The organism is Streptomyces canus (assembly GCF_030816965.1).
Lineage (GTDB): Bacteria > Actinomycetota > Actinomycetes > Streptomycetales > Streptomycetaceae > Streptomyces > Streptomyces canus_E.
This window is the reverse complement of sequence record NZ_JAUSYQ010000002.1, coordinates 2,389,266-2,409,111: the sequence shown is the minus strand read 5'-3', so window position 1 is coordinate 2,409,111 and position 19,846 is coordinate 2,389,266. Positions and strand designations below refer to the sequence as shown.

At 69.6% G+C, this 19,846-nt stretch carries 17 protein-coding genes; all 17 read left to right on the top strand.

The annotated features are described in order from the left end of the window. The first annotated feature begins 143 nt into the window (after positions 1-143). The 17 genes from QF027_RS12060 to QF027_RS11980 all read left to right on the top strand — a co-directional run bounded on the left by QF027_RS12060 (position 144) and on the right by QF027_RS11980 (position 19,809). Positions 144-800 carry a GntR family transcriptional regulator gene (locus QF027_RS12060; protein ID WP_306983288.1) on the top strand — a complete coding sequence of 219 codons (657 nt, stop codon included), beginning with the start codon at positions 144-146 and terminating at the stop codon, positions 798-800. Next, positions 797-1,708 carry a dihydrodipicolinate synthase family protein gene (locus tag QF027_RS12055; RefSeq protein ID WP_307074427.1) on the top strand — a complete coding sequence of 304 codons (912 nt, stop codon included), beginning with the start codon at positions 797-799 and terminating at the stop codon, positions 1,706-1,708. The genes QF027_RS12060 and QF027_RS12055 overlap by 4 nt, the downstream gene beginning before the upstream one ends. Then, positions 1,705-3,435 (top strand): L-arabinonate dehydratase, encoded by a 1,731-nt coding sequence (gene araD, locus QF027_RS12050; protein ID WP_306983295.1) that lies wholly within the window; start codon positions 1,705-1,707, stop codon positions 3,433-3,435. Before QF027_RS12055 ends, araD begins: the two co-directional genes overlap by 4 nt. A 129-nt stretch (positions 3,436-3,564) precedes the next feature. Beyond that, entirely contained in the window at positions 3,565-4,500 is a 936-nt protein-coding gene (locus tag QF027_RS12045; RefSeq protein ID WP_306983297.1) for a carbohydrate ABC transporter permease, read from the top strand. Beyond that, positions 4,497-5,393 (top strand): carbohydrate ABC transporter permease, encoded by an 897-nt coding sequence (locus QF027_RS12040; protein WP_306983300.1) that lies wholly within the window; start codon positions 4,497-4,499, stop codon positions 5,391-5,393. Before QF027_RS12045 ends, QF027_RS12040 begins: the two co-directional genes overlap by 4 nt. 392 nt (positions 5,394-5,785) lie before the next feature. Further along, positions 5,786-5,959, top strand: a complete 174-nt coding sequence (locus tag QF027_RS12035; protein WP_307074425.1) for a hypothetical protein — start codon at positions 5,786-5,788, stop codon at positions 5,957-5,959. Further along, positions 5,956-7,239 (top strand): pectate lyase family protein, encoded by a 1,284-nt coding sequence (locus QF027_RS12030; RefSeq protein ID WP_307074422.1) that lies wholly within the window; start codon positions 5,956-5,958, stop codon positions 7,237-7,239. Before QF027_RS12035 ends, QF027_RS12030 begins: the two co-directional genes overlap by 4 nt. Further along, entirely contained in the window at positions 7,236-8,390 is a 1,155-nt protein-coding gene (locus QF027_RS12025; RefSeq protein ID WP_307074420.1) for a Gfo/Idh/MocA family protein, read from the top strand. Before QF027_RS12030 ends, QF027_RS12025 begins: the two co-directional genes overlap by 4 nt. Next, the gene (locus tag QF027_RS12020; RefSeq protein WP_306983306.1) at positions 8,387-9,232 is read left to right on the top strand and encodes a DUF6807 domain-containing protein; all 846 of its coding nucleotides are present in this window, start codon (positions 8,387-8,389) and stop codon (positions 9,230-9,232) included. Before QF027_RS12025 ends, QF027_RS12020 begins: the two co-directional genes overlap by 4 nt. Further along, entirely contained in the window at positions 9,229-10,728 is a 1,500-nt protein-coding gene (locus tag QF027_RS12015; protein ID WP_307074418.1) for a glycoside hydrolase family 43 protein, read from the top strand. Before QF027_RS12020 ends, QF027_RS12015 begins: the two co-directional genes overlap by 4 nt. 33 nt (positions 10,729-10,761) lie before the next feature. Beyond that, on the top strand, positions 10,762-12,735 hold the full coding sequence (locus QF027_RS12010) for a pectinesterase family protein (RefSeq protein WP_307074416.1): 1,974 nt from the start codon (positions 10,762-10,764) through the stop codon (positions 12,733-12,735). Between the two features lie 73 nt (positions 12,736-12,808). Further along, positions 12,809-14,152 (top strand): ABC transporter substrate-binding protein, encoded by a 1,344-nt coding sequence (locus QF027_RS12005; protein ID WP_306983312.1) that lies wholly within the window; start codon positions 12,809-12,811, stop codon positions 14,150-14,152. Between the two features lie 93 nt (positions 14,153-14,245). Further along, positions 14,246-15,040 (top strand): rhamnogalacturonan acetylesterase, encoded by a 795-nt coding sequence (locus QF027_RS12000; protein ID WP_306983314.1) that lies wholly within the window; start codon positions 14,246-14,248, stop codon positions 15,038-15,040. Between the two features lie 35 nt (positions 15,041-15,075). Continuing rightward, positions 15,076-16,395 (top strand): pectate lyase family protein, encoded by a 1,320-nt coding sequence (locus tag QF027_RS11995; protein ID WP_307074413.1) that lies wholly within the window; start codon positions 15,076-15,078, stop codon positions 16,393-16,395. A gap of 109 nt (positions 16,396-16,504) precedes the next feature. Then, positions 16,505-17,635, top strand: coding sequence for a pectinesterase family protein (locus QF027_RS11990; RefSeq protein ID WP_307074411.1), 1,131 nt, complete (start codon positions 16,505-16,507; stop codon positions 17,633-17,635). 1 nt (position 17,636) lies between these two features. Beyond that, positions 17,637-18,665: a pectinesterase family protein gene (locus QF027_RS11985; RefSeq protein WP_307074409.1), complete on the top strand. Its 1,029-nt coding sequence runs from the start codon at positions 17,637-17,639 to the stop codon at positions 18,663-18,665. Next, a complete protein-coding gene (locus QF027_RS11980; RefSeq protein ID WP_307074407.1) occupies positions 18,652-19,809 on the top strand; it encodes a dienelactone hydrolase family protein in 1,158 nt (385 codons plus the stop codon). The genes QF027_RS11985 and QF027_RS11980 overlap by 14 nt, the downstream gene beginning before the upstream one ends. Positions 19,810-19,846 lie beyond the last annotated feature (37 nt).

Sequence of the window (19,846 nt, the reverse complement as noted above, 5' to 3'; positions counted from 1 at the left end):
CTTCAACTTCCTTTGCCAGAAGCATTGACGAAACATCGCGCCCCTCCCTACCTTCAACGCGTCGTACTTCGTACGTCATATATGAGACGCGATACGCGAGATCAGATACGCAAGATCCGATACGCGAGATCCGAGAGGCGCGCATGACCTCTGTGCCCACGCCGATCCCCTCCCGCACGCAGTACGTGCTGGAGGAGATCAAACGCCGCATCCTCACCGGGCGTCTGACGCCTGGTCAGGCCCTGGTGGAGACCGAACTCGCCGCACAGTTCGGGGTGTCCAAGACCCCGGTGCGCGAGGCGCTCAAGACTCTGGCCGGGACCGGACTCGTCGTGATGAGCCAGTACAAGGGCGTCACGGTGCGCATGGTGGACGCGGACATGGCGCGCGAGGTCTACGACGTCCGGCTGCTCCTCGAACCCGAGGCGCTGAAGCGGGCCGTACGGCGCGGGGCGTCCCTCGACGCCGCCCGAGACGCGCTGACCCGGGCCGACGACGCCACCGACACCGCCGAACGCTCCCTCGCCAACCGGGAGTTCCACCGCTCCCTCTACCTGCCCTGCGGCAACCCGCTGCTCGGCCGGATGCTCGACGAGGTCCGCGACCAGGCCGCCCTGGTCTCCGCCGTCGCCTGGGCGGCCTCGCCCTCCTGGGAACGGGAGGCGGGCGAGCACCGGGAGATCCTGCGGCTCGCCCTGGAGGGCGACGCGGACGGAGCGGCCCGCGCCCTGCACGCCCACATCGCGTCCTTCGTGGAACGAGCGTTCCCCGGAGTGCTGGACCAGGAAGGTCAGGAATGAGCAGCGAGACGTTCGAGACCCGGCGAGCGGCCCTGGCCGACGTGGTGGCGATCCCGGTGACTCCGTTCGCCGAGGACGGCACCGTCGACCAGGACACCCACCGGGCCCTGCTGCGTCGGCTGCTCGACGGAGGGATCACCACCCTCACCCCCAACGGGAACACCGGCGAGTTCTACGCCCTCACCCCCGAAGAGCGCCGCCTGGTCACCGAGTTGACCGTCGAGGAGGCCGGGGACCGGGCGAACATCCTCGTCGGCGTCGGTCACGACGTCCCGACCGCCGTGGCCTCCGCCCGCCACGCCGGCGAGCTCGGCGCCGGGATGGTCATGATCCACCAGCCCGTCCACCCCTACGTCTCGCAGGGCGGCTGGGTCGACTACCACCGCGCGATCGCCTCGGCCGTCCCGGAGCTGGGAGTCGTTCCGTACATCCGCAACGCCCAGCTCGGCGGCGACCGCCTCGCCGAACTCGCCGACGCCTGCCCGAACGTGATCGGCGTGAAGTACGCCGTCCCGGACGCGGCCAGGTTCGGCGCCTTCGCACGGGACGCGGGACTCGACCGCTTCGTGTGGGTCGCCGGGCTCGCCGAGCCCTACGCGCCCTCCTACTTCTCGGCCGGTGCCACCGGCTTCACCTCGGGGCTGGTCAACGTCGCCCCCGCGGTTTCGCTGAACATGATCGAGGCGCTTCGGTCCGGTGACTACCCGGCCGCCATGAAGGTCTGGGAGCAGATCCGCCGCTTCGAGGAACTCCGCGCGGCGAACGGCTCCGCCGACAACGTCACCGTCGTCAAGGAGGCCCTCGCCTCCCTCGGCCTGTGCCGCCGCGAAGTGCGCCCGCCGAGCCGCGAGCTGCCCGAGGCCGAGCGCGCCGAGGTCGCCGCGATAGCCGCCGGGTGGTCGATATGACCGACAGGAAGCGTCCCGAAGAGCTCAGAAGTCATCAGTGGTACGGCACCGAGGGTCAGCTGCGGACCTGGTCGCACAACGCCCGTATGCGCCAGCTCGGTTACGAGGCCGAGGAATACCGGGGCCGCCCGGTGATCGCCGTCCTCAACACCTGGTCGGACATCAACCCCTGCCACGTTCATCTGCGCGAGCGCGCCGAGGCGGTCAAGCGGGGGGTGTGGCAGGCCGGGGGCTTCCCGCTCGAATTCCCGGTCTCCACCCTCTCGGAGACGTACCAGAAGCCCACCCCGATGCTCTACCGCAACCTCCTCGCGATGGAGACGGAGGAGCTGCTGCGGTCGTATCCGATCGACGCGGCGGTGCTGCTCGGCGGCTGCGACAAGTCGACGCCTGCGCTGCTCATGGGCGCCGCCTCGGCCGATGTCACCTCGATCTTCGTGCCCGCGGGGCCGATGCTGCCGGGGCACTGGCGGGGCGAGACCCTCGGGTCCGGCACCGACATGTGGAAGTACTGGGACGAGCACCGCGCGGGCAACCTGACGGACTGTGAACTGCGGGAGCTCCAGGGCGGGTTGGCGCGTTCTCCCGGTCACTGCATGACCATGGGGACCGCGTCCACGATGACCGCGGCGGCGGAGACCCTCGGCATGACCCTGCCGGGTGCCTCGTCCATCCCGGCCGTCGACTCCGCGCACGAGCGGATGGCCGCGGCCTCCGGGCGGCGCGCCGTGGAACTCGCCTGGACCGGCCCGAGGCCGTCCGAGATCCTCACCCGCGAGGCCTTCGAGGACGCCGTCACCACGGTGCTCGGGCTCGGCGGCTCCACCAACGCGGTCATCCATCTGATCGCCATGGCCGGCCGGGCGGGCATCAAGCTCACCCTGGACGACTTCGACCGCATCGCGCGTACCGTGCCGGTGCTGGCGAACGTCCGGCCCGGCGGACAGACGTACCTCATGGAGGACTTCTACTTCGCCGGCGGTCTGCCCGCCTTCCTCTCGCGGATCACCGACCTGCTCCACCTGGACCGGCCGACCGTGAACGGCACCCTGGGGGAGCAGATCGAGGGCGCCGAAGTCCACGACGACGACGTCATCCGCACCCGGGACAACCCGGTCGCGACCGAGGGCGGAGTCGCCGTCCTGCGCGGCAACCTCTGTCCGGACGGCGCCGTCATCAAGCACATCTCCGCCGAACGGCACCTGCTCAAGCACACCGGCACCGCGGTCGTCTTCGACGACTACAGGACCATGCAACGCACCATCAACGACCCGGCGTTGAACATCACCGCCGACAGCGTGCTGGTGCTGCGCAACGCCGGTCCCAAGGGCGGCCCGGGCATGCCCGAGTACGGGATGCTGCCGATCCCGGACCACCTGCTCAAGCAGGGCGTGCGGGACATGGTCCGGATCTCCGACGCCCGGATGAGCGGGACGAGCTACGGCACATGTGTGCTGCACGTGGCGCCCGAGTCGTACGTCGGCGGACCGCTCGGCCTCGTACGGACCGGGGACGACATCACCCTCGATGTCGAGGCACGCGTCCTCCAACTCAACGTGGACGACGAGGAGTTGGAGCGCCGACGGGCGGAGTGGACACCGCCGCCCGCGCGTTACGAGCGCGGCTACGGCGCGCTCTACAACGAACAGATCACCCAGGCCGACACCGGCTGCGACTTCGAGTTCCTCGCCCGCCCGGGCAAGGTCGCCGACCCGTACGCGAGCTGAACCACGACCCGCTCGGGCGGGCGGCACCATCGCACAGCACGACCTGGCACAACCCTGTGCAGAGAGAAAGCGCTTCCCGCACGACGAACGCACGTCGCACGTCCGACGTACTGAGAACGGAGAACAGTCATGGCCCAAGCCGCAGCCGTGGCGAAACCGCCCGCGCCACCCCGGCGGCGCCGTGCCTCCGCCACGCCGCGCAGACTGCCGTACCTGCTGATCGCGCCGGCGGCCCTGCTGATGCTGGGCTTCATCGCCTACCCGGTCATCAGCGTCTTCTACTACAGCCTGCAGAACTACAACCCCACCAAGCCGTGGCGGAACGGGTACGCGGGCTTCGACAACTTCGTCCAGATCTTCACCAAGGACCCGCAGTTCTGGGACACCCTGACCTTCAGCGCCAAGTGGGTCTTCGTCGAGGTCGGACTCCAGCTGCTGTTCGGCCTGGCGCTCGCGCTGATCGTCAACCAGACCTTCGTGGGCCGGGGGCTGGGGCGCGCGATGGTCTTCTCACCATGGGCCGTCTCCGGGGTGCTGACCTCCGCGATCTGGGTGCTGCTCTACAACTCCCAGACGGGCATCACCCGTTACCTCGCCGACATGGGCATCGGCTCCTACGGCACCAGCTGGCTGTCGGACACCTCCACCGTCTTCTCGGCGGCGGTCGTCGCCGACCTGTGGCGCGGGGTGCCCTTCTTCGCGATCCTGATCCTCGCCGACCTCCAGTCCGTCTCGAAGGACCTGTACGAGGCCGCAGAGGTCGACGGGGCCAGCACGATCAAGCAGTTCTGGCACATCACGCTGCCCCATCTGAAGGACGCGATCATCCTGTCCACACTGCTGCGCGCGGTGTGGGAGTTCAACAACGTCGACCTGCTCTACACACTGACCGGCGGCGGACCCGCGGGGGAGACGACCACCCTCCCGCTCTACATCGCCAACACCAGCGTCGACGCCCACAACTTCGGCTACGCGTCCGCCCTGACCACGGTCGCGTTCGTGATCCTGCTCTTCTGCTCGATGGTGTACCTGCGGCTGAGCAAGTTCGGAGGCGGTTCCAAGTGATCACCAAGGAGGCCACGGAGGTCGCGCCCGCGCCCGTGCACCAGACACCCGAACCGCCCCGGTCGGTGAAGCGCCGCCGCTCCTGGGACGAGGTCCCGCGCTGGCACATCTACACGCCGCTGTCGATCTACCTCGTCTTCACGCTCATCCCCTTCTACTGGATCCTGCTCTTCGCGCTGCGCCCGTCCGGCTCGACCTCGCTCGTACCCTGGCCGATCACCTTCGACCACTTCGAGAAGGTGTGGACGGAGCGGGCCTTCGGCACCTACTTCGAGAACAGCGTGTACGTCGGTCTCGCCACCCTGGTGATGACGACACTCGTCGCCCTGGCCGGCGGATACGCCCTCGCCCGGTTCGACTTCAAGGTCAAGAACGCGTTCATGCTGGCCCTGCTGTGCTCGCAGTTCGTGCCGGGTGCGCTGCTTCTGGTGCCGTTGTTCGAGATCTTCGCCGAGCTGAAGATGATCAACTCGCTGGGCAGTGTCATCATCGCCGAGACGGTGTTCCAGCTGCCGCTGTCGATGATCCTGATCAGCAACTTCATCAAGAACGTGCCGTACTCCCTCGAGGAGGCGGCCTGGGTCGACGGCTGCAACAGGATGACGGCCTTCCGGATCGTTGTCCTGCCGCTCCTCCGGCCCGGCCTGATCGCCGTCGGATCCTTCGCCTTCGTGCACTCCTGGAACCACTTCCTGTTCGCCCTGATGTTCCTCAACAACCAGAACAAGCAGACGATCCCGGTCGGTCTCAACACCCTGATGAGCGCGGACAGCGTCGACCTCGGCGCGCTGGCCGCCGGCGGCATCATCGCGGCCGTACCCGTGGTGATCGTGTTCGCCTTCATCCAGAAGTGGCTGATCACGGGCTTCAGCGCGGGGGCGGTGAAGGGATGAGACTCCGTCGGATCAGCGGGATGTGCGTCAGCCCGGTGCCGACCTGTGCCGGGGTCGGTGCGGCGGCCGGAGGTTGCCGTGTCAACCGGGTCCAGCGAGGCGGCGGGGGCGAGGCGAGCCTCCGGCGTGCCGGGTCGTGGGGTGCGCGGCTTGTGGTCGGGCGGCGGCGGGGCTTGGTGGGTTCGGCCGGCGGTGCGGCGGCCGGCCGGGGTGGTGTCCGCGGGGGCGTGCGCCGGGTCGAGGCCTGTGTGTATGCGGTGGGCGGTGAGGTGAGTCTCCGGCGGGTTTCGGTGGTTGGTGCCGGGTCGTGGGGTGCGCGGCTCGTGGTCGGGCGGCGGCGGGGCTTGGTGGGTTCGGCCGGCGGGGCGGCGGCTGACGGGGGCGGTGTCCGCATGGTCGCCCGCCGGGCCGAGGGTGCTCCGGTGGGGTCGATCGCCGGTGGCCGTGCGACGGTGCGTGACGGCGGCCGTCGTACCGACCTGCCCGCGCGCGGGGTCATCTGCTGGGCCCGGGCCGCGCGGAAGTCGCCGGACGCCGGACTCGACGCGGGGGCGGGGGCACGATGAGACTCCGTCAGATCACGCTCGCGGGCGTCATGGTGGGACTCCTCTGCCTCCCCGCCCACGCCGACGCCCGCGACATCAGCCGGGACACCCTGCCCGCGAACGACGGCTGGGCTTCCGAGGGAGAAGGCACCACCGGAGGCTCCGCCGCCGACGCGGCGCACGTCTACACCGTCACCGACCGGGCCGGACTGGTCCGTGCCCTCGACGGCGGCAGCGCCACCCCGAAGATCATCAGGATCGCCGGGACCATCGACGCCAACACCGACGACGACGGCGACCACCTGGGCTGCGCCGACTACGCCACCGACGGCTACCGACTGAAGAAGTACCTCGCCGCCTACGACCCCCGCACCTGGGGCGCCGCCAAGCCGAGCGGACCGCAGGAGGAGGCACGCCAGGCGTCCGCGAAGAAGCAGGCGGAGCGGGTCGAGCTGCTCGTCGGGTCCAACACCACGATCGTCGGGCTCAAGGGGGCGGTCCTGAAAGGCGGCAGCCTTCAGGTCAGGAACGCCACCAACGTCATCATCCGCAACCTCGACCTCCGCGACGCCTACGACTGCTTCCCCGTCTGGCAGCCCAACACCGGCGGCCTCGGCGACTGGAAGACGGCGTACGACAACATCTGGCTGACGGGCGCCACGCATGTGTGGGTCGACCACGTGACCCTGAGCGACAAGGGCCACCCCGACGCCGACGAGCCCACCTACTTCGCCCGCAACTACCTCCGTCACGACGGCCTGCTGGACATCACCAAAGGCTCCGACCTGGTCACCGTCTCCTGGAGCCGGTTCGCCGACCACGACAAGGCGATGCTCATCGGCAACAGCGACACGGCCACCGGCGACCGCGGCAGACTCCGGGTCACCCTGCACCACAACCAGTTCGAGTCCGTCGTCCAGCGCGCGCCCCGTGTCCGCTTCGGGCAGGTGCACCTCTACAACAACCGGTACATCGCCGGGAACGACGACTACCGCTACTCCCTCGGCATCTCCACCGACTCCGCCGTCCACGCCGAGAACAACGCCTTCCACACCCCCGGCCACATCGAGGCGGCCGACCTCGTCAAGAGCTGGAACGGCAGCGCGCTGCACCAGACCGGCACCCTCTTCAACGGCTATCCGGTGGACCTGCTCGCCATATACAACGCCTACAACTCCGGCAGCGAGCGCGACCTCACGGCGGACGTCGGCTGGACGCCTACCCTGCACACAAAGATCGACAGCGCCGAGGCGGCCGACCGGCAGGTGGCCCGCGGCGCGGGCGCAGGGAGGATCCCATGAGCACCGTAGACATCGTCCTGGCGGGCGCGCGCGGTCACGGCCGCTGGCACCTGGAGAACATCCGCCGGCTGCAGGACAAGGGCATCGTACGACTGGCGGGGATCTGCGAGCTGACCCCGCTGACCGGCGACGAGATCCCCGAAGGCCTGGGGAGGCCCGAGCAGTCCGCCGACTTCGGCGCGCTCCTCGACTCGACCGGCGCCCGCATCGCGGTGATCTGCACGCCGATCCCGACCCACACGGACCTGGCGCTCGCGGCGGCCTCCCGAGGAGTGCACCTCCTCCTGGAGAAGCCCCCCGCCCCCTCGTACGCCGAGTTCCGCCGCATGGCCGACGGAGTCGCCGCGGCCGGTGTCGCCTGCCAGATCGGCTTCCAGTCGCTGGGCTCGCACGCCGTGCCCGCGATCCGCGAGCTCGTCGAAGAGGGAGCGATCGGCGAGGTGACCGGGATCGGCGGGGCCGGCGCCTGGGCGCGTGCCGAGGCGTACTACCGGCGTGCGCCCTGGGCGGGCAAGCGGCGGATGAACGGCGTCGACGTGATCGACGGAGCACTGACCAACCCGCTCGCGCACGCCGTCGCCACCGCGCTGGCCCTGGGCGACGCGAGCCGCGCCGAGGACGTCGTCCGTACCGAGACCGAGCTGCTGCGCGCGAACGACATCGAGTCCGACGACACCTCCTGCGTCCGCGTCACCACCGCGAACGGTCTCCAGGTGACCGTCGCCGTGACCCTGTGCGCGGAGGACCCCGACGAGCCGTACGTCGTCGTGCACGGCGACCGTGGCCGGATCACCTACTGGTACAAGCAGGACCGCGTGCTGCTCCAGCGGGCCGGCCACGGCCCCGAGGAGTACGAGTACGGCCGCACCGACCTGCTGGAGAACCTGGTCGACCACGTCACCGACGGCGCCGGCCTGCTGGTCGCCCCGGACGCGACCGGCGCCTTCATGAAGGTCGTCGAAGCCGTTCGGCTGGCCCCCGACCCGACCCCGCTCCCGGCCACGGCCTGGCACCTGCTGCCCGACGAGGACCGCCGGGTCGTCCCCGGCATCGACGGGCTCGTCGCGGCCGCCGCCGACAGCCTCGCCCTGTACTCCGAGCTGGGCGCCGACTGGGCCCGGCCACACGTCGCGAACGAGGTGAGCACATGACGACCCCCGATTCCCCGGTCCTGCGTGTCGCGGGCCGCCCGGTCGGCCGCTACGTCACCCGGCCCGAACTGCCCGCCCGGCTCTCCCCTCGCCCCTACCTGCACCCCGTCACCACCCTGGCCGGCACGGCAGTCACCGAACTCAGCCCCGCCGACCACATCCACCACCTCGGCGTCGGTGTCGCCGTTCCCGACGTCGAGGGGCACAACTTCTGGGGCGGGCGCACCTACGTCCGCGACCAGGGCCCCACCGAGCTCGACAACCACGGCGCCCAGCGCCACCACTCCTTCCAGTTACGCGACCCGGACGGCTTCGTGGAGGAGCTGCGCTGGGTCGCCTCCGGAACCGAGCTGCTGCGCGAGCGCCGCACCGTCGCGGCCACCGAACTGACCGGCACCGCCTGGGCGTTGGACTTCACCTTCTCCCTCACCAACGTCACCTCGGACCCCCTGTCGATCGGCAGCCCGGCGACCAACGGCCGCCCGGGCGCGGCCTACGGCGGGTTCTTCTGGCGGGCCAGGAAGGAACAGGACGCGCCGGACGTCTTCACCGTCGACCGCGAGGGCGAGGACGCGATCCACGGCACCCGCGCCGACTGGGTCGCCCTCACCGGCGCCACCTGGACGCTCGTCTTCGCCGGGGCCACCGACCGGACCCGCCGCGACCCGTGGTTCGTGCGCGCCGGTGAATACCCGGGGGTGGGCTCCTCATTGGCGTCCGAGGAGCGGCTGGCCGTGCCACCCGGCGAGACCGTCGTCCGCCGGATCGTCACCGTCGTGGCCGACGGACGCCTGCCCCGGCTCGAAGCGGCGGCCCTGGTACGGAAGGCGGTCAGTCAGTGACGTACACGAATCCGATCCTGAACGCGGACTGGTCCGACCCCGACGTTCTCCGCGTCGGCGACGACTTCTACCTCACCGCCTCCAGCTTCGGCCGGGTCCCCGGTCTGCCGCTGCTGCACTCCCGCGACCTGGTCAACTGGACGCTGATCGGCCACGCCCTCCACCGTCTGGAGCCTGCGGGGGAGTTCACCAAGCCCCGGCACGACTGCGGGGTCTGGGCCCCCTCGCTGCGCCACCACGACGAACGGTTCTGGATCTTCTGGGGTGACCCGGACCAGGGCATCTTCCAGATCAACGCCCCCGAGATCAGGGGACCTTGGACCCGCCCGCACCTCGTCAAGTCGGGCAAGGGCCTGATCGACCCCTGCCCCCTGTGGGACGAGGAGACCGGCGAGGCGTATCTGGTGCACGCCTGGGCCAAGTCCCGCTCCGGCGTCAAGAACCGCCTCACCGGCCACCGCATGGACCTCGACGGCCGTGAACTCCTCGACGAGGGCAAGGTGATCGTCGACGGCGACCGGATCCCCGGCTGGTTCACCCTCGAAGGTCCCAAGCTCTACCAGCACGACGGCTGGTTCTGGATTCTCGCTCCGGCCGGCGGAGTCGAGACCGGCTGGCAGGGTGCCTTCCGCTCGCGCGGGTTCTTCGGCCCGTACGAGGAGAAGGTCGTCCTGGAGCAGCACGACACCGACGTCAACGGGCCGCACCAGGGCGGCTGGGTGCGCACCCCGTCCGGCCAGGACTGGTTCCTGCACTTTCAGCAGAAGGGCGCCTACGGCAGGGTCGTCCACCTCCAGCCGATGCGCTGGGGCGACGACGGCTGGCCGGTGCTCGGTGAGGACGGCGCCCCCGTCGCCGTACACGAGAAGCCCGACCTGCCGCCGCAGCCGGACGCGGCCCCCGCCACCGACGACGACTTCCCCGGCGGGCGCTTCGGCCGCCAGTGGCAGTGGACCGCGAACCCGCAGCCCGGCTGGGCCACCCACCACTCGGGCGACGGGCTACGGCTCACCTGCGTCCGTTCGGCCGACGCGCACGACCTGCGCAGACTGCCGAACGTCCTCACCCAGCGACTGCCCGGCACGCCATCGGCGGTCGAGGTGGAACTGCACCTGCACAGCGAGGAGCCGGGAGCACGCGCCGGACTAGCCGTCCTGGGCGACGCCTTCAGCTGGATCGGGCTCCAGCGCGGGGCCGACGGGAGCGTCCATCTCGTGCACCGGTTCGCCGAGGGCGTCGCCGAGCAGGAGCGGGACGCCGACCATCCGCGGCCGGCACCCACGGGACGGGCACGGTTGCGGATCGAGATCGGAGCGGGGGCGCGCTGCCGGTTCTTCTACGACGTCGGCGACGGCCCGTGCCCCAGCGGACCCGTCTTCGCCGCCACCCCCTGGCGCTGGGTCGGAGCCCTGCTCGGACTGTTCGCCCTCGCGCCCGTCGGAGGAGGACACGCCGGGGCGGCAACCTTCTCGCACTTCAGGATCAACCACCTGTAACGCACCGAACCCGTAAGCCTTTTGGGAGCCGCAATGACGCAGCACCTTCATAGCAAGCGCTTGCAGAGACCGGGATACGGCACAGTCCTGGCCGCTGTCCTCGGCCTTGTGGCCGCGCTGAGCCTCGGGGCGATCGGGCAGGCCAAGGCTGCCGAAAAGACTCCGGTCGACCGCTGGAGCGACCGGGCGCACGGCTTCGCCTCCCTCGCCGGCGGTACCACCGGAGGGGCCGGCGGCAAGGTCGTCACCGTCACCGACCAGGCCGCACTGGCCACTTACGCAGCGGCCGAGGAGCCGTACGTCATACGGGTCTCGGGCGCGATAGCCGTCGAGCCCTTCGGCTCGGACATCGTCGTGGCCTCGAACAAGACGATCATCGGCGTCGGCGACACCGGCGAGATCGTCCACGGCGAGCTCCATCTCAACCCCGGCACGCACAACGTGATCATCCGCAACCTGACGATCCGTGACTCGTACGTCGAGGGCGACTGGGACGGCAAGACGACCGACTTCGACGCGATCCAGATGGACACCGTCGACCATGTCTGGATCGATCACAACCGTTTCGAGCACATGGGCGACGGGCTGCTCGACATCCGCAAGGACAGCCGGTACATCACCGTCTCCTACAACCAGTTCACGAACCACAACAAGGCGTTCGGGATCGGCTGGACCACCAATGTGCTCACCGAGATGACGATCGACCACAACTGGTTCCACGGCACGAAGCAGCGCAACCCCTCGGCGGACAACCTCGCCTACGCCCACCTGTACAACAACTACCTGTCCTCGCAGGTCGCCGACGGTGACCCGGTGTGGACGTACGGGAACTGGGCGCGCGGCAAGACCAAGATGGTCATCGAGAACAGTTACTACGACGGTGTCCAGCATCCCTACCAGGCCGACACCACCGCCGAGTTGGTGCAGCGCGGGTCGATCCTGAAGAACACGACCGGTCGAACGGACGCGTGGGGTACGGCATTCGATCCTCGGTCCTTCTACGACTACCGGCTGGACCCGGCCGCCGCCGTGCCGTCGCTGGTGTCGAGGTTCTCCGGACCGCAGCAGCGGATCGGGGTGACCCTGCACGTCCCCGGTGACTACCCGACCGTGCAGGCCGCGGTGGACGCCGTGCCCGACGGCAACGCCGTGCCGGTGACGATCGCCGTCGCGCCGGGTACCTACCGTGCCAAGGTCTCCATCCCGGCGACCAAGCCCAGGATTGTGCTCCAGGGGACTGGACACGACCGGTCCGACACCATCATCGTCTACGACACCCCCGCCGAGTACGGCGGTTCGACGGGCAGTGCGACGGTCCGGATCGCCGCGAACGACGTCACCGCCCGCCACCTCACCTTCAGCAACGACTTCGACGAGGCCGCGGTCGAGCTGAAGGGCGAGCAGGCCCTCGCGATGAAGACGACCGGTGACCGGATCGTCTTCGAGGACACCGCCTTCCTGGGCAACCAGGACACCCTGATGACCGACAGCCCCAAGCTGGACGTGATCAGCCGGGTCTACATCCGCGACTCGTACATCGAGGGCGATGTCGACTTCGTCTACGGCCGGGCGACGACGGTGATCGAGCGGTCCGTGATCCGGGCGCTGAGCCGGGGCTCGGACACCAACAACGGCTACATCACGGCCGCTTCGACCTGGACCGGCAACCCGTACGGGTTCCTGATCACCCGGTCGAAGGTCGTGAGCGACGCGCCGGACCAGTCCTTCCATCTGGGACGGCCGTGGCACCCGGGCGGTGAACCGGCCGCCGTGGCGCAGGTTTTGATCCGCGACACCGAGCTGCCGGCCGCCGTGAAGTCCTCTCCGTGGACCGACATGAGCGGTTTCTCGTGGAAGGACGCGCGGTTCGCCGAGTACCGCAACTCCGGGCCGGGCGCGGCCGCGAGCGCCGACCGGCCACAGCTCGGTGCCGCCGACGCGAGGACCTACACCGTCGCGAACTACCTCAAGGGCACGGACGGCTGGGCGCCGTACGCCGCCCACTGACGTCCGGGCGCCACCGACTTCCCCCCACAACTTCATATCTCCGCTGGAATCAGAAGAAGAAGAGAGCCGATCAATGAAGATCAGTATCCGCAGAAGCAGGCGCGCTGCCATAGCCGTCGCCCTCGGGTCCGTCCTGGCACTGACCGCCACCGCCTGCGGTGACGACGGCAGCGGGTCCGGCGGTGACAAGGGAGACGAGGGCAGCGGCAAGGGCAAGATCGTCTTCTGGGACAACAACGGCGGTGTCCGCACCGACATCTGGAAGGAGGTCATCGCCGACTTCCAGAAGGCGAACCCGGACATCAAGGTCGAGTACGTCGGCATCGCGTCCACCGAGTACCAGTCCAAGGTCGACACCGCCATCCAGGGCGGCGGCCTGCCGGACGTCGGTGGTGTCGGCGCGGCCATGCTCGCCGGGTTCTCCGCGCAGAACGCCCTGGAGCCGCTGGACGACCGGCTCGCCAAGTCCTCCCTGAACGGCAAGCTCAACGAGGACATGGTCGGCGTGCTGAAGGCGTCGGGGGGCGGCGACGGGACGCTGTACTCGATCCCGACCTCCGCCAACAACGGCGTGCTGTACTACCGGACCGACCTGTTCAAGAAGGCGGGCCTCGACGAGCCGACGACCTGGGACAAGTTCTACGAGGCCGCGGACAAGCTCACCGACGCCAAGAAGAACGAGTTCGGTTACACCATCCGCGGTGGCGCCGGGTCCATCGCCCAGGCCCTGGACGCGATGTACGGGCAGAGCGGGATCACCTCGTTCTGGGACGGCGACAAGACCACGGTCAACGACCCGAAGAACGTGGCGGCGCTGGAGAAGTACGCGGCGCTGTACAAGAAGGTCACTCCGGCGGCCGACCTCAACAACGACTTCACCAAGATGGTCGCCCAGTGGGACTCCGGCACGATCGGGATGCTGAACCACAACCTGGGGTCGTACCAGGACCACGTGAAGGCGCTCGGGGTCGACAAGTTCCGGGGCATTCCGCAGCCGATCGGCGCCTCCGGCAAGCGGGTGCAGGTGTCCAACCCCGTCGACGGGATGGGGGTGTTCAAGAGCTCGAAGAACAAGGACGCGGCCTGGAAGTTCATCGAGTTCGCGACCTCGGCCGCGGAGAACTCGAAGTTCAACAAGGCCGCCGGGCAGGTGCCGTCGAACAACGACGCCGCCAAGGACGCCTGGATCTCGGAGGCCGAGCCCACGAAGCTGGCCGCCGCCGCGCTGACCGACGGGTCCACGACCATCGTCCAGCTGCCGTACTACCTGCCCGACTGGAACACGATCTCCAAGGCGGACAACGAGCCGAACTTCCAGAAGGTGCTGCTGGGTGACATGAGTGCGAAGGACTTCCTGGACACCATGGCCGACCAGCTGAACAAGGCTCAGGCCGAGTGGAAGGAACAGAACGGCTAAGAGCTCGGGTGAATGCGGTCGTGGGGAGCTGCGGGTTCGTCGTGGCCGGTCGCGCAGCTCCCCGCGGCCCTGAGGGAAGAGAGGCCACCCAAGGTGTCACTCACACGCAGACAGGTCACCGTGGCGGCAATGGCCGCCGTGCCCGTCGCTTTCAGTACAACCGGTACTGCCCAAGCCAAGGAACAGCGCACCCTCTACATCGCCGGTGACTCCACCGCCGCCCAGAAATACGCCGACGCCGCGCCCGAGACCGGGTGGGGCATGGCGCTCCCCTTCTTTCTGCACAAGGATCGGCGTGTCGCCAATCACGCGGTGAACGGGCGGAGTTCGAAGTCCTTCGTCGACGAGGGACGGCTCGATGTCATTCTCGGTGCCATTCGGCCGGGCGACTTCCTGCTGATCCAGTTCGGACACAACGACGAGAAGACCGCGGATCCCGCCCGCTACACCGAGCCCTGGACGACGTACCAGGACTATCTGCGCCTGTACGTCGACGGTGCCCGCGCCCGTGGTGCCCGGCCCGTGCTGGCCACCTCGGTCGAGCGGCGGAAGTTCGACGCCTCCGGCACCGCCGTGCCGACCCACGGCGACTATCCGGCGGCGATGCGGGCGCTCGCCACCGAGGAGGGCGTCGCGCTGCTCGACATCCAGGCCCTGTCGCTCGCCCTGTGGCAGAGGCTCGGGGTCGAGGAGACCAAGAAGTACTTCAACTGGACCGACACCGAGCAGGACAACACGCACTTCAACCCACCCGGTGCCATTGCCGTAGCGCGCCTGGTCGCCCGTGAGCTGCTGCGGCACCGCGTGCTGGCGCCCCGGGACGTGCGCCGGCTCGACGCCGAGATCCCGGAGTCCTGGATCACCTGGCCGTCGTCGGCCACCGCCTGACCACTCCTTCTTCGTTGTGGAAAGAGAGCCGCACAATGAACGCACAGCTATGGCATGGGCATGTCATAACCAAGGCGATGGCCGTGGCGGGTTGTGCCGCCCTGGTCCTCGCTGTCACCGGCCCCACCGCCCAGGCCAAGGGCCATGACGTCGCCCGCGAGACCCTCGCCACCGGCGACGGCTGGGGCTCCGACGGCACCGGCACCACCGGAGGCGCGGCCGCCGACGCCGCCCACGTCTACACCGTCACCGACTGGGCCGGCTTCAAGGCGGCCCTCGCCGCCGGTGGCAGCGCCCCGAAGATCATCAAGGTGAAGGGGACCATCGACGCCGTCTCCGAGGGCTGCGACTCCCTCGCGGCGCCCGGGTACGACTTCGACGCCTACCTGGCGAAGTACTCGCCCGAGGCCTGGGGCCTGGACACCGACCTGAGCGCCGAGCCCGACGACAGCCCCGAGGGGCTGCGCCGCGTCTCCGCGGCCCACCAGGACCAGACCATCAAGGCGAACGTGCCCGCCAACACCACGATCGTCGGGGTCGGCAAGAACGCCGGGTTCAAGGGCGCGAGCCTGCAGATCAAGGCCGTCGACAACGTCATCGTCCGCAACCTCACCTTCGAGAGCCCGATCGACTGCTTCCCGCAGTGGGACCCGACCGACGGCGACAAGGGCAACTGGAACTCCGAGTACGACACCGCCGTCGTCTACGGGTCCACCCATGTGTGGCTGGACCACAACACCTTCACCGACGGCAGCCACCCCGACAGTGCCGCGCCGACCTACTTCGGCATGCTCTACCAGCAGCACGACGGCGAGCTGGACATCGTCCGCGGCGCCAACTACGTCACCGCCTCCTGGAACGTCTTCACCGAGCACGACAAGACGATCCTGATCGGCAACAGCGACAGCGAGTCCACGGCGGCGGGGGACCGGGGCAAGCTCAAGGTCACCTTCCACCACAATCTGTTCTCCGACCTCGTCGAGCGCGCGCCCCGCGTCCGCTTCGGCCAGGTCGACTCCTACAACAACCACTTCGTGGCGAACGACGACTACGCCTACAGCTTCGGCATCGGCAAGGAGTCCCAACTCGTCGCCGAGCACAACGCGTTCACGCTGCCGGAGGGGATCAGCGCGGCCAAGGTGCTCAAGCGGTGGAACATCTCACCGCTCACCGCCGCCGACAACTACGTCAACGGCAAGCTCACCGACCTGATCGCCGTCCACAACGCCGAGATCCCCGCCGAGACCCTGGAGTCCGGCGCGGGCTGGACGCCCACCCTGCGCACGAAGGTCGACCCGGCCAAGAAGGTGCCCGGGATCGTCGACCGCGGCGCGGGCGCCGGGCGCGTCTGCTGACACCACCCCCTGACCGGCCGGGGCGGAATCCAGCGGCCGCCCCGGCCACCCACCTCACCCCCCCCGCGAGGCAACCCCCGTCTGAGCCGCACGCCCAAGGAGCACCCGCATGTCCTCGCACCACGACCGACTCCCCCTGTCCAGAAGGGGTTTCCTGCTCGCGAGCACCGGAGCGGCAGCCGCGCTCGCCCTCTCATCGGCCCCTGCGCACGCCACCGGCGCCCGGCGCCCCTTCGGCCGCTTCGGATCACCCGCCGCCCGGCTCACCCCGCAGACCCTGTACGTCGACCCGCGGGGCCGTGGCGACCACACCACCGTGAAGGACGCCGTCACCGCGGCCACCGGCAGCGGCTGGACCCTGGTCCTCGCCCCCGGCACCTACAGGGAGACCGTCGCCGTCGACGTCACCCGCACCGAGGCGACCTGGATCGGCGCCTCCGAGGACCCCCGGGACGTCGTGATCGTGTACGACAACGCGGCCGGCACCCCCAAGCCCGGCGGCGGCACCTACGGCACCACCGGGTCGGCCACCACGACCGTGCAGGCCGACGGCTTCACCGCCCGCTGGATCACCTTCGCCAACGACTGGCTGCGCGCCGACCACCCCGACATCACCGGCACGCAGGCCGTCGCCGTCAAGGTCCAGGGCGACCGCTCCGCCTTCCACCACTGCCGCTTCCTCGGCCACCAGGACACCCTCTACGCCGACTCGATCGCCCTCACCTCCTTCGCCCGCCAGTACTTCTCGCACTGCTACGCCGAGGGAGACGTCGACTTCGTCTTCGGGCGGGCCACGGCCGTCTACGAGAACTGCCACTTCCGGACCCTGGACCGGACCGACCTGGCGGCGGCCCCGTACGGCTTCGTCTTCGCGCCCTCCACGGCGGGCGCCAACCCGCGCGGCTACCTCGTCACCAGGAGCCGCGTCAGCAGCGAGGCACCCGATGCCTTCTACAAGCTGGCCCGCCCGTGGGTCCCGAGCTCCGACACCACCGCGCGGCCCTCGCTCGTGGTGCGGGACACCTGGCTGGGCCCCGGAATCGACGCGGCCGCCCCCTACACCAACATGTCGGACGCCTTCCCCTGGCAGAACCAGCGCTTCGCCGAGTACCGCGACACCGGTCCCGGCGCCAGGATCACCGTCCCGGAGAACCGGCCCCAACTCACCCGCGAGCAGGCCGAGTCCGCGACCCGGGAGACCTACCTCGGCGACTGGCAGCCGTGGAAGGAGGCGTGCTGAGATGCGGAGACGGATCTTCATGGCCGCCGCTGCGGGACTCGTCGTCGCGGTGTCCACTCCGGCCCACGCCGGCACTCGCCGCGTCCTCCACGTCCGCCCCGGTGACTCCGTCCAGGCCGCCGTGGACGCGGTCACCGGCCCCGGCTGGACGATCGTCGTGCACCCAGGCACATATCGCGAGGTCGTCAGCATCCCCGACGACAAGGCGGAGCTGACCGTGCGCGGCGCGAGCCCGGACCCGCGCGCCACGGTCATCGTCTACCACAACGCCAACGGCACCCAGAAGCCGGACGGTTCGGGCACCTACGGCACCGCGGGCTCCGCCACCTTCACCTCCGCGGCCCCCGGCCTCACTGTCCGCGACCTCACCCTCGCCAACGACTGGCTGCGCGCCGACCACCCCGACATCACCGGCACCCAGGCGGTGGCCGCCTACACCTACGGCGACCGTACCCACTTCGAGAACGTCCGCCTCCTGGCCCACCAGGACACCCTCTTCGTCGAGACCACCGCGCTCACCGCCTTCGACCGGCAGTACTTCCGGCGTTGCTACATCGAGGGCGACGTCGACTTCGTCTTCGGCAGGGCCACCGCCGTCTTCGAGGAGTGCCATTTCCACACCCTCCAGCGGGACGTCGACTTCACCCCCAAGGGCATGGTCTTCGCCCCGTCCACGGCCCGCGCCAACCCCTACGGCATCCTCGCCGTCCGCTCCCGCATCACCTCGGGGGCCGAGGACGCGGCGTACAAACTGGCACGGCCCTGGGTGCCGTCGTACGAGACGACCGCCTGGCCGTCCCTCGTGGTACGGAACAGCCGGATCGGGCCCGGGATCGACCCGGTCGCGCCCTACACCAACATGCGCGAGGCCTATCCCTGGCAGACCATGCGCTTCCGGGAGTACGCCAACTCCGGTCCCGGCGCGGTGATCTCCGTCCCCGACAACCGGCCCCAGCTGACCGCCGAAGAGGCCGCGGTGCACACCCGGCGGACGTATCTCGGGGACTGGAGGCCCTATGAGCGCCGGTGACCCGGTGGGCCGACGGGCGTTCGTGGTGGGCGCCGGAGCGGCCATGCTGGCCGGGGGAGCGGTGAGCCCCGCGGAAGCCGGGGTCGTGGACGGCCCGCTGCCCGACTTCCACCCGGCGCTCAAGGCCGAGCTGGACTTCCCGCTGGCCTGGGGGACGTCGCCGGTCCGTGACTTTCGCACCTGGCGACGGACCGCTCGTGCCACGGTCGAGGAGCACCTCCTCGTCGACCGCGAGGACGGGACGTCGTACGCACCCGAATTCGCCAGTCGCTCTCAAGGAAACGGCTACACCAGGGAGTTGGTCACCCTCTCCCTCACCCGTCACGAACGCGTCCGCGCCGCCCTGCTCACCCCGGACGGCCCCGGGCCGTTCCCCGCCGTGCTGCTTCTCCACGATCACGGGGCGAAGTTCGACATCGGTAAGGAGAAACTGGTCCGGCCCTGGTACGACGACACCCGGCTCGCCTCCGCGCAGACCTGGACGGACAAGTACTTCAGCGGCCGGTTCGTCGGTGACGAGCTGGCCCGGCGCGGCTATGTCGTGCTGTGCGCGGACGCCCTCGGCTGGGGCGACCGCGGGCCCGTCACCTACGACCAACAGCAGGCTCTGGCAAGCAACTTCTACAACCTCGGCTCCTCCCTCGCAGGTCTCATGGCCCGCGAGGACGCCCGCGCCGCCGGGTTCCTCGCCGGTCTCGACCGGGTGGATGCCGCAAGGATCGCGGCCGTCGGATTCTCCATGGGCGCCTACCGCGCCTGGCAGACCGCCGCGCTGACCGACGTCGTCAAGGCCACGGCAGCCGTCTGCTGGATGACCGGCCTCAAGGAAATGATGGTGCCCGGCAACAACACGCTGCGCGGGCAGTCCAGTTACTACATGCTCCACCCGGGGCTGCCCCGGTTCCTCGACTTCCCCGACGTGGCAAGCATCGCCGCCCCCAGGCCGATGCTCTTCTTCAACGGCGGGCTCGACCCGCTGTTCCCCGCCGACGGCGTACAGGTCGCGTACGACAAGCTGCGCGCCGTCTGGCACTCCCGCCACGCCGAGGAGCGGTTGCATCTGAAGACCTGGCCCGACCTCGGCCATGTCTTCGTCGACCGCATGCAGGACGAGGTCTTCACCTGGCTCGACGCCGTCCTGTGAACCATCCCCCCACCCGCACGAGAAGGGACCCGCACTC